This is a genomic window from Intestinimonas sp. UBA1698 (assembly GCF_002320075.1).
In the GTDB taxonomy this organism is placed as follows: Bacteria; Bacillota; Clostridia; order Oscillospirales; family Oscillospiraceae; genus Intestinimonas; species Intestinimonas massiliensis.
In genome coordinates, this window is record NZ_DCJO01000033.1 from 99,055 (window position 1) to 111,948 (window position 12,894).

Sequence of the window (12,894 nt, forward strand, 5' to 3'; positions counted from 1 at the left end):
CGTCGCAGCATGGAGCAAGTAAAAAAACACGGTGCGGGTGAGCGCCTCTACAAGGTCTTTCTCTACGTCGCTCTCATCACCCTGGCTATCTGCATCATCGTGCCGGTGGCCTGGGTCTTTCTGGCCTCCATCAAGCAAAACCGCGAGTTTTATGGGAACCCCTGGGCGCTGCCCGCCGGGTTCTACTGGCAGAATTTTACTGACGCCTGGAATGCCGCCCGGATGGGTGAGTATATGCTCAACTCGGTCATCGTCACCGCACTGGCGCTGCTGCTGCTGCTGGCGGTGGCCCTCCCCGCGGCCTACTGCCTGTCCCGCTTTCACTTCAAAGGCCGCCGGTTCCTGAACACTTGCTTTATGGCCGGACTCTTCATCAACGTCAACTACATCGTGGTCCCCATTTTCCTCCTGCTCAAGGATGGGGACGCATTCCTCAAAAATACCGTCGGCGGAGGGTTCCTGCTGAACAATATTTTTGTACTGGCGGTGGTCTACGCCTCCACGGCCCTGCCCTTTACCATCTACCTGCTGTCGGGCTACTTCGCCACCCTGCCCCATGATTTTGAGGAAGCTGCCTATATCGACGGCGCAGGCTACGGCCGGACCATGGTGAGCATCATCTTCCCTATGGCCCAGCCCTCCATCATCACCATCATCCTCTTCAACTTCCTCTCCTTCTGGAACGAGTATATCATTTCCATGACCCTGATGAGCTCGGCCAAGGGTCCCAAGACTCTGCCGGTGGGACTGCTGAACCTGATGCAGGCCCAACAGTCCAAGGCCGAGTACGGTATTCTGTACGCCGGTCTGGTGCTGGTGATGCTGCCCACGCTGATCCTCTACATCTGCGTGCAGAAAAAGCTGACCCAGGGTATGACCGTGGGCGGTCTGAAAGGATAGGTGCCGCGATGCGATTTTGGAAGGAACATACCACCCTGCGCGCCGGTCTTATGGCGATATTTGTTGTCTTGGGCTTTGTGCTGCTCATCGTGGGCTGGAAGATGACCGGCCAACTGACCGGCCTGGCGCTCATGCTGGCGGGGGTCGTGCTGCTGCTGACCGCCCTGATGCTCTACAACAAGCCGTTTGAAGAGCCCAAATAATCTGAAGTCTTTAGGAGAAAGATGCCTATGAGTGAGCAAGTGCACAGGGGGCGCGTCACCATCCCCACGGATGTGGATGTGGTGCCAGAGACGCTGGAGATCCTGAAGCGCTGGGGCGCCGACGCCATCCGGGACTGCGACGGCACCAACTACCCCGAGGCCCTCAAGGGAGTGGACGCCAAGGTCTACTCCACCTACTACACCACCCGGAAGGACAACGCCTGGGCCCGGTCCCATCCGGAAGAGGTACAGCAATGCTACATCATGACCGGCTTCTATACCGCCGCTGCCGGCGCGCTGTCCATCCCGCTGATGCGGGGCATCAGCCCGGAACTCATACAGGTCAATACCCGGGACGACATCAAACGCTGGTGGGAGGTGATGGACCGCACGGCCGGGACGGTCGTGGCCCCCTCGTCCTGGCGGTACGACGGAGATAGCGGCTGCGTGGTGCTGGAACAGCCCCTCCCCTTCCATGAGTATACCGTCAGCTTTCTGGCTTACCTCATCTGGGACCCGGTGCATATGTATAACGCCGTGACCAACGGCTGGAAGGATTTTGAACACCAGATCACCTTTGACGTCCGGCAGCCCAAGACCCACCGGTACACGATGGAACGCCTGCGGAAGTTCATCGCCGACCACCCCTATGTGGATGTGATCCGGTACACCACCTTTTTCCACCAGTTTACCCTCCTGTTCGACGAGTTGAAGCGGGAAAAGTATGTGGACTGGTACGGCTATTCCGCCTCGGTCTCCCCCTACATTCTGGAGCAGTTCGAGCGGGAAGCGGGCTATCCCTTCCGGCCGGAATACATCATCGATCAGGGGTACTACAACAACCAGTACCGGGTGCCGAGCCGGGAATTTCTGGATTTTCAGGCCTTCCAGCGGCGTGAGGTGGCGAAGCTGGCAAAAGAGATGGTGGACATCACCCACGAGCTGGGCAAGGAGGCGATGATGTTCCTGGGGGACCACTGGATCGGCACCGAACCCTTCCTGCCCGAGTTTCAGAGTATCGGCCTGGACGCGGTGGTGGGGAGCGTGGGCAACGGCTCGACTCTGCGGCTCATTTCGGATATTCCCGGCGTGAAGTATACCGAAGGCCGCTTCCTGCCCTACTTCTTCCCGGATACCTTTCACGAGGGCGGGAACCCAGTGAAGGAGGCCCAAGAGAATTGGGTGACCGCTCGCAGGGCGATCCTGCGCAAGCCTATCGACCGCATCGGCTACGGCGGCTACCTGAAGCTGGCCTGCCAGTTCCCGGATTTTGTCTGCTATGTAGAGAGGGTGTGCGACGAGTTCCGCCAGCTCTATGCCAACATTCACGGCACGACCCCCTACTGCGTCGGCCGGGTGGCGGTCCTAAACTGCTGGGGAAAGGCCCGCTCCTGGGGCTGTCACATGGTCCATCACGCCCTGTACCAAAAGCAGAACTACTCCTACGCCGGGATCATCGAGGCCCTGTCCGGCGCTCCCTTCGACGTGCAGTTTCTCTCCTTTGATGAGGTGAAGGCAGACCCCCAAGTCCTGGACGACATTGACGTCCTGCTCAACATCGGGGACGGCGATACCGCCCATACCGGCGGCCCTGTGTGGGAGGACCCCGCGGTGTCGGCAGCCGTGCGCGGCTTCCTCTGGAACGGCGGCGGCTTCATCGGCGTGGGAGAGCCCTCCGGGCATCCGTATCAGGGCCATTACTTGCAGCTCGCCTGTGCTTTGGGAGTTGAAAAGGAGATTGGCTTTACACTGAATTACGACAAATACAACTGGGACGAGCACCCGGATCATTTCATCCTCGCCGATCACACGGGCCCGGTGGACTTTGGCGAGGGCAAAAAGAGCATCTACGCCCTGGAGGGCGCGGAGGTCCTTGTCCAGCGTGACAGAGAGGTGCAGATGGCCGTCAACAGCTACGGCAAGGGCCGGTGTGTCTATCTGTCCGGACTGCCCTACTCGTTTGCCAACAACCGGCTGCTCCACCGGGCGATCCTCTGGTCCGCCCATCGGGAGGACGAACTGCACCGTTGGTTTTCCAGCAACTACAACGTAGAGGTCCACGCCTATGTGAAAAACGGGAAGTACTGCGTGGTGAACAACACCTATGAACCACAGCACACCGTCGTTTACCGCGGGGACGGGTCCCATTTTACGCTGGATCTGGCGGCCAACGAGATCAAATGGTATGAGCTTTGAGCCATGCAGAGAAAAAGCGTGCCGCAGGAGAGCCTGCGGCACGCTTTTTCCGTCAGAGTCCTTTTTTGTGATCCAGGGGACGGCTTTCAGGGATCGGGCGATAGGTCCGGGGCGCCAGACCGCCGCCGTCCGCCTCCAACTCGATCTGGTAGCCGTGCCCCGGCGCACTCTGCCACTGGAAGCGGTTTTTCCCCTCGCCGGGGAACAGGCCCGCCATAATGGCGGCAATCGGACCGCCATGGGTCACGATCAGTGCGTCCCCCGCCCCGACTAGCCGCCGAAAGGCCCGCCAGACCCGGGCCGTCATCTCCCTGCCGCTCTCTCCGCCCGGACAGCGTTGGTTCTCGTTGTCTCCGCTGATCCAGGTCTGATAGTCCGCGCGTTCGGCCAGCTCCTCATAAGAATGCAGCTCAAACACGCCGAAATCCAGCTCCCGCAAATCGGGCTCAACCTGGTGGGCCACCGGACCGAAGAGAGCCTTCAGCGTCTGCTCTGTCCGCACCATTCCGCTGGTATAAATGGAATAGCCCGCCCGCTCAGGGTATCCGGCGCCCTCACGCAGGTGCAGCAGCTCGGCCAGTCCCCGATCCGACAGGGGCAGGTCGCTTGATCCGCAGTACAGACGCGCCTCATTGGCCCGCGTGGCTCCATGCCGAATGAGACAGACTCGCCTCATTTCAGCGCCTGCGGTATGCCGTAAAAAAGCCGCGTCACCGACTCCGCCTGCCGGGAGAGCTGCCCCAGCAGCGTCCCCACCGCCTCCCGCCAGACGCGCAGCTCCGCCTCCATGGGTACCACGCCGCAGGAGATATCCCGGCACAGAATGACCCCGTCCGGACGAAGCGGCACCTCGGGCTGCTCCCCACGGCGGACACAGCCCAGAACATATTCCTCCAGGCGGCAGATACAGCGCTTTCCGGGGTCAATGGGATGCTCTGGCGTACAGAAAAACAGATCCTCGTCCGTCAGAGCATATGTCCGGCGGGCGTATTCCAGTTTGCCCTGGTAGGCCCCTCCGATCACCAAGTCCATGCCCACACCTGCTTTCCTAAAAATGTCAGAGCAGCGACGCCGCAGAATTCCCCAACCGTCACCGCAAAGCCGGAGATGTCTCCGGACATCCCGCCCAACTGCCGGACGCCGCACTGCAGGGCCAGGGCGCTGCCGCACGCGGCGGCGGCGGCGCAAAGGCCGGGTATGCCAAACAGTGCGGCGGAAAGAACCGGAAAAATCACCGTCAGAGCAGCCGCAGTCAGACGATGGATACGCCCGACCTGCGCCTGAAAGCCGCCGGCGTAGGAACTCCCCCCCATGGGGGACAGCGACAGGACGGCCAGAGCGGCGGGGCCGCGGGCGGCGGCGGGCAGGAAGAGCAGGGGCCGCCACACCTTCGACCACTCCGCCGTGGCAAAAAGTGCGACGCTCAGCAGCAGAAGGAGGTCCACGCAGATCACGGCAAAGGCCCCCACATGGGAGTCCTTCAAGATCCGCTGCCGCTCCTCCAGCGGGCGGCGGGATAAAATGGCGTCACAGCAGTCCATGAAACCGTCCAGATGGAGAAAGCCGGTCAAAAGGCAAGGCAGGGCCGCCAGCAGGGCCGGACCGAACAGGCCCAGGCCTCCCCACCGGGCGATCAGCCAGGCGGCCGAGCACCAAATGCCTCCCAGCAGCATGCCCAGGAGCGGAAAGCAGACCAGCATCAGCGGTCGGAGCCGCTCGTCCCAGCGCTGGTACGGGCACGGGATGGCACAGAACATGCCCCAGGCCATAAAAAAGGCGGTGGTCAGCCGTTTCACCAGGGCATTGCCCCCTTACACAGAATATAGTTGCCGCCGCAGGTCTCCGCCACGGTATCGCAGTAGGCCGCCAGGGCTTTTCCGATATCGGCCAGCCCCCTGCGGTAGGCCTCGGTGTACCCATCGTAGCGGCCTGCGTCGGAAAAGATAAAGTCGCAGACAAAAACTGCATGCTCGGCCCCGGCGGCAAAACGCAGCAGATCCGCGCACACCCGGCGGGGGGCGTCGGGATCAAAGCTCCCATCCGGCCGGAACATCTCATTGGCCAGCAGAGCGGTCACGCTGTCCACCAAAAAGGTGCCGCACCGCCCAGCCAGGCAACTGGAAAGGTCCCAGCCCTGTTCCACCGTCTGAAAACCACAGCCCTCCCGGTCCTGCCGGTGGCGGCGAATCCGGGCCCGGTCCTCCTCGTCATGGGGGATCATCGTAGCCACATACCACAGCGGGCCCTCGCCAGCCAGCGCCCTGGCGGCCCGCTCTCCCAGTGTGGATTTTCCGTTTTTGCTTCCGCCGGAAAGAAAAATCGTCATACGGTAAAGCTGTCCTTTGCTCGTATTTCATCCAGATAGCCGTCGTTGATGGCCGCGTCTTCAAACGTGGCCATTCCATTCATCGCGGCGCAGGCGGCGGCCATGACCTGAAAGGCCAGCGGACAGCCGCTGCCCTCCCCCAGGCGCATGTCCAGCAGCAGCCAGGGTGAGAGACCCAGCTCCCGGGCCGCCAGCGCATAGCCCCGCTCATAGGAGGCATGGGAGGGAAAACAATATCCGGCGGCGGCGGGGCAGAGCCGGGCGGCGCACAGGGCGGCCACTGCGGAGATGAAGCCGTCAATCACCACTGGGATGCGGCAGCGGGCCGCTCCCAGAAACACTCCGCACAGGGCCGCCAGGTCGAAGCCGCCCACCTTGGCGAGCACATCCACCGGATCAGCGGCATCCGGAGCATTGCGGCGCAAGCTCTCCGTGATCACCTGCTTTTTGCGCGCAAAGCTCTCATCCGTGATTCCTCCGCCCCGGCCGGTCACCGTCTCCACCGGCGCGCCGGTGAGGGCGGACAGCACGGCGGCGGAGGTGGTAGTGTTTCCGATTCCCATCTCTCCCGTGCCCAGCCCTTGTATTCCGTCCGCCTGGGCCTGCGCCGCCAGGGCCGCGCCGGTCAGGATGGCCCGAAGCGCCTGCTCTCGGGCCATGGCGGCCCCATAGCGGATGTTTTGGGTCCCTTGGGCAATTTTCCGGTCGAGGATCGCCGGGCATTCATAGGGACAGGCGATGCCCATATCCACCACCTGCACCTCATCGCCAAACCAGCTTGCAAGGGCGGACATTCCGGTTTTCCCACGGGTCATATTCACCGCCTGAGCGGCGGTGACGGACTGCGGCGCGGACGCCACCCCCTCCTCCACCACGCCGTTGTCGGCACACAGGACCAGAATGCGGCGGTGGTCCAGGCGGTTGTGCACCCGTCCGGTGATGCCGGACAGCCGGACAGAGATCTCCTCCAGCTTCCCCAGGCTGCCGGGGGGCTTGGCCAGCCGGGACTGGCGGGAGCGGGCCGCCTCCATGGCGGCTTCATCCAGCGGTCGGACTGCGGCAAGCAGCCGCTGCAACTCCGATTCCATATGCTCACCTCCGCAAAAAGCCGCGCTGCAGCAGCCAGTTCACCGACGGACCGGCCTCGACGCTCTCGATGGTCAGGGTGGATCCGGGCGCTTTGCATATTAGTTCTGTCAGACATTTCTCCATGTCGATGGTTCCCGTCCCCAACGGAGCGTGCAGGTCCCGGTCCCCCTCATTGTTGTGGAGGTGCACATGGGACAAATAAGGGGCGCAGCAGGCGATCCACTCGGATACAGGAACGTTTGAGGCGCTGGAGTTGGCGTGCCCCACATCCAAGCACAGTCTAAGCCGCGGATCGTCCACACGGCGGATGATTTCGAGCAAAAGGCCGGGCTCATCCTCCATGACGTTTTCCATACAAAGCAGTGCATCCGCCGGAACCTCCCGGAGGAATTCCGTCCAGAACTCCACGGAACGCTCGGCAAACCAGGTTTTATCGTAGACCAGCGGGATATAGCCTGAGTGGACCACCAGCCTGTTGATTCCATAGGCGCCGGCCAGCGCGATCCCCTGCCGGTAACGTTCCCAGGCCAACCGGCGGGCTCTGGGATCGATAGCCGCCGGGCAGAGCTCGTTGAAGGGGAGATGAAAGGCGGCGCGGTCCGTCCGGGCCAGCTCGCGCCGCACGGCGGCGTCGGCCTGCGCAAAGCCGTCGTCCATATTGCTGGCGGTGCAGTATTCCGCGATCTCCAGCCCCAGACCATACCTGGCCGCCAGCGCTTCCGCCTCCTCCGCCACCGTTGAGAGATACCAGTTTTGGTTTTGGACCATATCCACCCTCTTTTCTTTCTCTGCAATCATAGCACAGGAGCCGGACGGTATCAAGTAACGGCGGACCTTTCAAAACCCTCTTGCCAAAATTTTCATTTCCAATCACATCGTTATCTCCGGAGGTAATATGGACGCGCCAAGCTCCCCGCACTGCTGCATAACCCGACAACCGCTTCCCGTGGAATATCGTCAAGCTATCATCGTCCTGCGCACGGGCGTCGCCATCGCACCCACCCTTTTGAAAAACAGCCCGCCTCCCTGTTGGAAAAGGCTGGTAAATACCGCGGCTGAAAACAACAAAAAGACAGGTAGTTACCGCCAAACAGCGCACTTCTGACAAAATTCAATACGCAGGAAAAAGCACAACTCGACGAGTTGTGCTTTCAGCCTGTCGAAAAAGGCCAACGCCTTTTTCGACAGGCTGAGGCGGCCCCACAAAAGTGGGGCCGCCAACTCAGATTCCCTTAGCAGCCGACGCCAAAATACCGGCAGAGAGCCTCCCAGATGGAGCCGCAATTAAAGTTATTGCCAGTGAAGCAAAACATGGGTTAAACCTCCTTATAAGTATTGGTCTCGCGAAGACGCTTTAATTGTAACCATTTTGTAACTATTTTTCAAATGTAATATTTTCCGGTACCCAACCGGACCATCTTATGATAATCCAAACTACATTATCCAGGTGGGTAAAATGTAAATATTGAATAAAATCTATGCGGGGGAACATCTACATTATGATGCTCCCCCGCGTTATTATGGTAAATTATCTTATTTTCCACCCATCATCAGCCTGCCAATTGTCCCCGGCCCAATACAAAATATCAGAAGAATCTTCTCTGTTCAAATATGTATGAATTTCCAACCCTTGCAGGGGAGAATCCTCTATATCAACGATTTTTGTGGTATCTTTGATTGATTCTTCATTTGGAAACGCTTCTCCAGAATTCATAACAATGCCTTTTGTCGTGTCCATGCGGATAACGCTGATTGGTTCTGGGGCCGTTCCAACGGGGAAAACATCCAACGCAAAAATGTTTACTGCGCCATAATTGCTCCCCGAGACGGGAACTTCCAGAACAATCGCATCCTTATCTTTTGAAAACAGTTTTCCTGTCAAAAAGTTATATGGCCCACATACAGGGAAAACATTCGCCACAGTTTCTCCTGTCCCCAAATGGATACGGAGTACAGTTATCTTCTCGTTATATTCTCCGTATTCAAAAATACTTACATAGGCTTCGTCATCTGCATTACCAATGCCATCCAAGTTCAGCCCTTGAAATAACTGTCCATCAGACTGGACTCCCTGTGCCCAAAGCGGCTCTGCATCTGTTTCAGTAAAATAATATTGCTGTATGTCGGATTGGCCAATATCAGCTTCTTTACCACAGGCAGCCAGCATAAAAACGCAAAGAATGGCCATGACAAAAGGAAAAATCCTTTTCATTTTTCAATAACACCTCTCTCTTGTGGTCACTACAATTCTAATAGGTGTAGTATAAAAAGCAAGGGCAGAACTATAATTTCCACCCTAAGGGAGGGAACGAAGTTTACTCCCTTGTTGTTAGATGCTCATCTGAAATTAGTGAATCGTACCAGGTGCATAGGGTCCATAAATGGATGTCAAGAACCCATCATCGTCTAAGGTTATCTCCAGGAAGGAATCGTCTGCAAGTGTCAGTTTGATCACTCCCTCATACTGCGCTGGGCCGATGGACACAACCTCGCCGTAGTCAAAGTAACTGCTTTTCCGATACCACCATAGGGCACGCCGTTCCTTCGTCATGTCCGTCCATTCGCCGGGGAGGTCCACCGCATCCTTCCGCAGAGGCGACCAGGGCGCCCACTCTGACTGCCACTGTAGGTTTACGCTGGGGATAAATAGGCTGTAATCCACAAGCTCCCATCTGTTGTTGTAGTTTGGCAGATCGTAGCTCATGTAGAAAAAGCTCCGATGATCTCCGTCCCGGTCGATGGCGACCTGCTGGGATTCTATGCCGCCCCAAAGATAGCAGCGCTCCGGGCGGTATCCCGACAACGCCTCCAGTTCCTCCAGCAGAAGGGCCCCCTGCTCCCGCGCGGTGGGCATCGGAGTCCCTTCCGGCGTCCAACCGGCCATCTCATCGGGGCGCAGCTCCATAAAGGTCACAGTGGTGCCGCCGATGGCCCCGCCCTGTGTGCGGGTGTCCTTGACGCCGTCTCTTCGCCAGAGAAAGCCGGGGGAGAGGCGGTCGTACACCGGGGCGTATTCGTTCAGATACCACTTGGTGCCCAACTCATAGGAAAAACCAAAGGCTCTGCCCGGCTCATAAAACAGGAAGAAACAGTCCTCCGGCACCAATAGCTCGTCCATTTCCTCCGGCAAGGTATACATACAGTATCCGTCTGGCAGGCGGTCGTAGATCTGGTAAGACTTGCGGGGGACTTCGCCCTCCGGCTTGGCCACAATTTCCAGCTCCCCGTCCAGGTCAAGGTCTGCCATACCCGCTAAATGCTCCGTGATATGAAAGACTATCCTGGGTTCCTGGTCGATAACGGAGAAGAACACCGCCTGGTCATCACCGCCGCAGCGCACCACAAAGCTGGGATAGCCCAGAACGTTTCCGGCGAAGGTGGCCCAAGAGCCGTCCTCGTTCCATACAAGCCCCTCCTCGTCGCAGCGAAACAGCACGTTCCAATCTTGCCCGCCGCCCCGTCCAAGGAACCAGCAGGTGGGGCCGTCGTAGGGCTCCTCAGTCCGAACCAGGGCAAGGGTGCAGTTCTCCTCCATTTGCACCTCCGACTTCACCTCCCAACCCTCGGAGAGGTATTTCTCCGGGGGCCCCCAGGGCCGCAGGCGGTCGAAGTCCGCCAGGTCGGTGCGCTCTAATTCCAGATGGTCGGGCCACTGATAGTATTCCAACTGCCGGGCAAGGCGTTCTTCCTCACCGGGAGATGACAGGGGCATATCAAACAGCACCGTTCCATCCTCTTGGGTAGGAACGGTTACCGCCACGTCTACCGCTCCCTGCGGGGTCTGAAAGGCCATGGTGACCTGTTTGTTTCCAGTTGACATTTCTTCCTCATTGGAAGTAGACGACCGTTGCGCGGTAAACCAGCCCAGAGAGAAAACCATCGCAAGTGCGACCACTCCCACAATGCTCGTCAATAAAATGCACTTTTTCGATATTTTTGGAGTAGAAGGCGGTTCCCGCTCCTCCTCTTTGAGCAATTCAGCCAGCGTACCGGCAGGAAGATCAAGCGCCGCTTCGATGCCTTCCAGGTTTCGCGGGGTGGGGACAGATTGACCCATCTCCCATTTGGACACCGCCTGTCTGCTGACGCCAAGTTCTTCCGCCAATCGCTCCTGGCTCATGCCCTTTTCTTCTCTGGCCTGACGAATCGCAGTTCTCAGCATAGACACCGCTCCCTTCCTGTCTTGCCTTAATTATAGCAAGTGGCCCCGGTTGCGTCTACAAACTTTCTCGCAACCAGAACAGTTGCGGGAAAAAGCAGTGGGAACATCGTAGAGATGTCCCCGCCCTGCTCATTATCCTTGCTCGTCCCTGCCTGCCTCTTGTTGTACTTTCCACTCGGCAAACTCCCGTTGCCCTTCCTCGCTCTCGAAAAAGGCTTGAATCTCCGGAAGCAGGGCACGGGCGAGAGATTCTACCTCGTGATACGGAATCCCCGTCCCGTAGTCAGGAAGATAGCTTCTGATACAAGCTGATTCTCTTCCTTCGCACATCACACGCCAAAGAGAAGGCCCCTCGTGCCAAAAACGGCCTACATCTTGCAGCAAGCAAGATGTAGGCCGTTTTTCTTTTCCGCGAGACCCATGCCGCCGTTCCGGCCGCTTTCAAATCGTATCATTCCGCCGCCTTCAGCAGTTGCCTGGTATAGGGGTGCTGCGGGTGGTCAAAGAGTTCATCCACCGTATTCTGCTCCACGATTACGCCGTCCTTCATCACCAAGACCCGATTGCAGATCTGATAGACCACGTTTAAATCGTGGCTGATAAACAGATAGCTCAGGTCAAACTCCTTTTTCAAATCCACCAGGAGCTGCAGGATCTGCGCCTGAATGGTCACATCCAGTGCGCTGACCGGCTCGTCCGCGATGATGAGCTTGGGGCGGGTGATCATGGCCGCGGCGATAGAGACCCGTTGGCGCTGCCCACCGGAGAGCTCCCAGGGACGGCGGGAGGCAAACTCTCCTCCCAGACCGATCTTATCCAGCATGTCCAGCACGGCGGCCCTGCGCTGTGCCCCCGTCATGCCCCCTGCCACCCGCAGCGGCTCTTCCAGTATCCAGCCGATGGACCGGGCCGGATTCAGGCTGCTGAAGGGGTCCTGAAAGACCATCTGGGGCCGGACCGAGTGATGCACGATCTCTCCGTCGTAGTCCTTGAGCATCCCCAGGATCGTGCGGGACAGCGTGGTCTTTCCGCAGCCGCTCTCCCCTACCAGGCCCAAAATCTCACCCTGTCCGATGTCAAAGGTGACATCCTTCAAAATCTGTCTGCGGGGCCCCTTGTGGCTCAGGATCGAGTGGTCCTGGCGGTAATAGCTGTTCAGGTGCCGAACTTCCAGCACCGGTCCCCTGGCCATGGACCATCCCTCCTTCTGCTCAGGTCAGTTTTCGGTTCCGCGTGGGAATCGCGGCGATGAGCCGTCTGGTGTATTCCTGCCTGGGATTTTGGAAAATATCCTGCACCAGGCCGGTCTCCACCAGGTGTCCCCCCTGCATCACAGCCACCCGGGTACACAGCTTCTGCACCACGTGCAGGTTGTGGCTGATGAACAAAATCGCCATGCCGTGTTCCCGATTCAGCTTTTTCAGCAGCTCTAGAATCTGCGTTTGAATGGTCACGTCCAGGGCGGTGGTGGGCTCGTCGGCCAGCAGCAGCTTGGGGCCGCTGATGATGGCCGAGGCAATCATCACACGCTGGAGCATCCCGCCAGAAAGCTCGTGGGGATATTTTCGATATAGGCTCTCCGGATCGGGCAGCTCCGCCTGGATCATGGCCTCCAGCGCCCGCTGCCGCCGTGCCTCCGGCGAGAGGCGGGCGTGGACCCGCAGGCTCTCCTCCACCTGCGGCCCGATGCGCAGCACCGGGTTCAGGCTGGTCATAGGCTCTTGAAAGACCACGGCCAGATCATCGCCCTGAATCTTCCGCAGCTCTTCCTCCGGACATTGGAGGATTTCCCGCCCCCCCAGCTTGATGCTGCCGCTTACTTCGGCCTGCCGCCGGGGCAGCAGCCCGCTGATGCTCATGGCCGTTACCGATTTTCCACTGCCGCTCTCCCCTACCAGGCCCAAAATCTCCCCTTCCTCCAGAGAAAAGGAGACGCCGTCTACGGCGTTGCGGCCCTTTGCCGCGATGTGAAAATGGACCCGCAGGTCCTGAACGTTCAAAAGCTCTGCCATGCTTCC

Annotated in this window: 13 protein-coding genes and 1 pseudogene; 3 read left to right on the forward strand and 11 right to left on the reverse strand. The window is 59.0% G+C overall.

What is annotated here, in order from left to right:
- The first annotated feature begins 9 nt into the window (after nucleotides 1-9).
- The 3 genes from B3H64_RS07520 to gnpA are packed head-to-tail and all read left to right on the forward strand — an operon-like array spanning nucleotide 10 to nucleotide 3,299.
- Nucleotides 10-900: a carbohydrate ABC transporter permease gene (locus B3H64_RS07520; protein WP_256304752.1), complete on the forward strand. Its 891-nt coding sequence runs from the start codon at nucleotides 10-12 to the stop codon at nucleotides 898-900.
- An 8-nt stretch (nucleotides 901-908) separates the two neighbouring features.
- Nucleotides 909-1,103 (forward strand): DUF6903 family protein, encoded by a 195-nt coding sequence (locus tag B3H64_RS07525; RefSeq protein ID WP_238073188.1) that lies wholly within the window; start codon nucleotides 909-911, stop codon nucleotides 1,101-1,103.
- Between the two features lie 27 nt (nucleotides 1,104-1,130).
- Entirely contained in the window at nucleotides 1,131-3,299 is a 2,169-nt protein-coding gene (gene gnpA, locus B3H64_RS07530) for a 1,3-beta-galactosyl-N-acetylhexosamine phosphorylase (RefSeq protein WP_286734187.1), read from the forward strand.
- 52 nt (nucleotides 3,300-3,351) lie between these two features.
- Here gnpA and B3H64_RS07535 read toward each other — a convergent pair whose 3' ends face one another.
- The 11 genes and pseudogenes from B3H64_RS07535 to B3H64_RS07590 form a co-directional block, all read right to left on the reverse strand.
- On the reverse strand, nucleotides 3,352-3,975 hold the full coding sequence (locus B3H64_RS07535; RefSeq protein ID WP_050618502.1) for a histidine phosphatase family protein: 624 nt from the start codon (nucleotides 3,973-3,975) through the stop codon (nucleotides 3,352-3,354).
- Nucleotides 3,972-4,331, reverse strand: a complete 360-nt coding sequence (locus B3H64_RS07540; RefSeq protein WP_154666662.1) for a hypothetical protein — start codon at nucleotides 4,329-4,331, stop codon at nucleotides 3,972-3,974. Before B3H64_RS07540 ends, B3H64_RS07535 begins: the two co-directional genes overlap by 4 nt.
- Nucleotides 4,319-5,095, reverse strand: coding sequence for an adenosylcobinamide-GDP ribazoletransferase (locus B3H64_RS07545; RefSeq protein WP_050618504.1), 777 nt, complete (start codon nucleotides 5,093-5,095; stop codon nucleotides 4,319-4,321). The genes B3H64_RS07540 and B3H64_RS07545 overlap by 13 nt, the downstream gene beginning before the upstream one ends.
- Nucleotides 5,092-5,625: a bifunctional adenosylcobinamide kinase/adenosylcobinamide-phosphate guanylyltransferase gene (locus B3H64_RS07550; protein WP_050618505.1), complete on the reverse strand. Its 534-nt coding sequence runs from the start codon at nucleotides 5,623-5,625 to the stop codon at nucleotides 5,092-5,094. Before B3H64_RS07550 ends, B3H64_RS07545 begins: the two co-directional genes overlap by 4 nt.
- On the reverse strand, nucleotides 5,622-6,713 hold the full coding sequence (gene cobT, locus B3H64_RS07555; RefSeq protein ID WP_050618506.1) for a nicotinate-nucleotide--dimethylbenzimidazole phosphoribosyltransferase: 1,092 nt from the start codon (nucleotides 6,711-6,713) through the stop codon (nucleotides 5,622-5,624). Before cobT ends, B3H64_RS07550 begins: the two co-directional genes overlap by 4 nt.
- A gap of 4 nt (nucleotides 6,714-6,717) precedes the next feature.
- Nucleotides 6,718-7,482: a sugar phosphate isomerase/epimerase family protein gene (locus B3H64_RS07560; RefSeq protein WP_050618507.1), complete on the reverse strand. Its 765-nt coding sequence runs from the start codon at nucleotides 7,480-7,482 to the stop codon at nucleotides 6,718-6,720.
- Between the two features lie 760 nt (nucleotides 7,483-8,242).
- Nucleotides 8,243-8,926: a lipoprotein gene (locus tag B3H64_RS07565; RefSeq protein ID WP_050618508.1), complete on the reverse strand. Its 684-nt coding sequence runs from the start codon at nucleotides 8,924-8,926 to the stop codon at nucleotides 8,243-8,245.
- A 135-nt stretch (nucleotides 8,927-9,061) separates the two neighbouring features.
- Nucleotides 9,062-10,534 carry a hypothetical protein gene (locus B3H64_RS07570; RefSeq protein ID WP_286734303.1) on the reverse strand — a complete coding sequence of 491 codons (1,473 nt, stop codon included), beginning with the start codon at nucleotides 10,532-10,534 and terminating at the stop codon, nucleotides 9,062-9,064.
- Nucleotides 10,535-10,699: 165 nt separating this feature from the next.
- A pseudogene (locus tag B3H64_RS07575) lies at nucleotides 10,700-10,876 on the reverse strand (helix-turn-helix transcriptional regulator); the annotation flags it as partial.
- Nucleotides 10,877-11,327: 451 nt separating this feature from the next.
- Nucleotides 11,328-12,068, reverse strand: coding sequence for an ABC transporter ATP-binding protein (locus B3H64_RS07585; RefSeq protein WP_050618511.1), 741 nt, complete (start codon nucleotides 12,066-12,068; stop codon nucleotides 11,328-11,330).
- A gap of 19 nt (nucleotides 12,069-12,087) precedes the next feature.
- Nucleotides 12,088-12,888 carry an ATP-binding cassette domain-containing protein gene (locus B3H64_RS07590; protein ID WP_050618512.1) on the reverse strand — a complete coding sequence of 267 codons (801 nt, stop codon included), beginning with the start codon at nucleotides 12,886-12,888 and terminating at the stop codon, nucleotides 12,088-12,090.
- Nucleotides 12,889-12,894: the final 6 nt, after the last annotated feature.

Coding starts and splice junctions, on each gene's coding strand:
- B3H64_RS07520 (WP_256304752.1), top strand. CDS start 10: ATGGAGCAAGTAAAAAAACACGGTGCGGGTGAGCGCCTCTACAAGGTC.
- B3H64_RS07525 (WP_238073188.1), top strand. CDS start 909: ATGCGATTTTGGAAGGAACATACCACCCTGCGCGCCGGTCTTATGGCG.
- gnpA (WP_286734187.1), top strand. CDS start 1,131: ATGAGTGAGCAAGTGCACAGGGGGCGCGTCACCATCCCCACGGATGTG.
- B3H64_RS07535 (WP_050618502.1), bottom strand. CDS start 3,975: ATGAGGCGAGTCTGTCTCATTCGGCATGGAGCCACGCGGGCCAATGAG.
- B3H64_RS07540 (WP_154666662.1), bottom strand. CDS start 4,331: ATGGACTTGGTGATCGGAGGGGCCTACCAGGGCAAACTGGAATACGCC.
- B3H64_RS07550 (WP_050618505.1), bottom strand. CDS start 5,625: ATGACGATTTTTCTTTCCGGCGGAAGCAAAAACGGAAAATCCACACTG.
- cobT (WP_050618506.1), bottom strand. CDS start 6,713: ATGGAATCGGAGTTGCAGCGGCTGCTTGCCGCAGTCCGACCGCTGGAT.
- B3H64_RS07560 (WP_050618507.1), bottom strand. CDS start 7,482: ATGGTCCAAAACCAAAACTGGTATCTCTCAACGGTGGCGGAGGAGGCG.
- B3H64_RS07565 (WP_050618508.1), bottom strand. CDS start 8,926: ATGAAAAGGATTTTTCCTTTTGTCATGGCCATTCTTTGCGTTTTTATG.
- B3H64_RS07570 (WP_286734303.1), bottom strand. CDS start 10,534: ATGTCAACTGGAAACAAACAGGTCACCATGGCCTTTCAGACCCCGCAG.
- B3H64_RS07585 (WP_050618511.1), bottom strand. CDS start 12,068: ATGGCCAGGGGACCGGTGCTGGAAGTTCGGCACCTGAACAGCTATTAC.
- B3H64_RS07590 (WP_050618512.1), bottom strand. CDS start 12,888: ATGGCAGAGCTTTTGAACGTTCAGGACCTGCGGGTCCATTTTCACATC.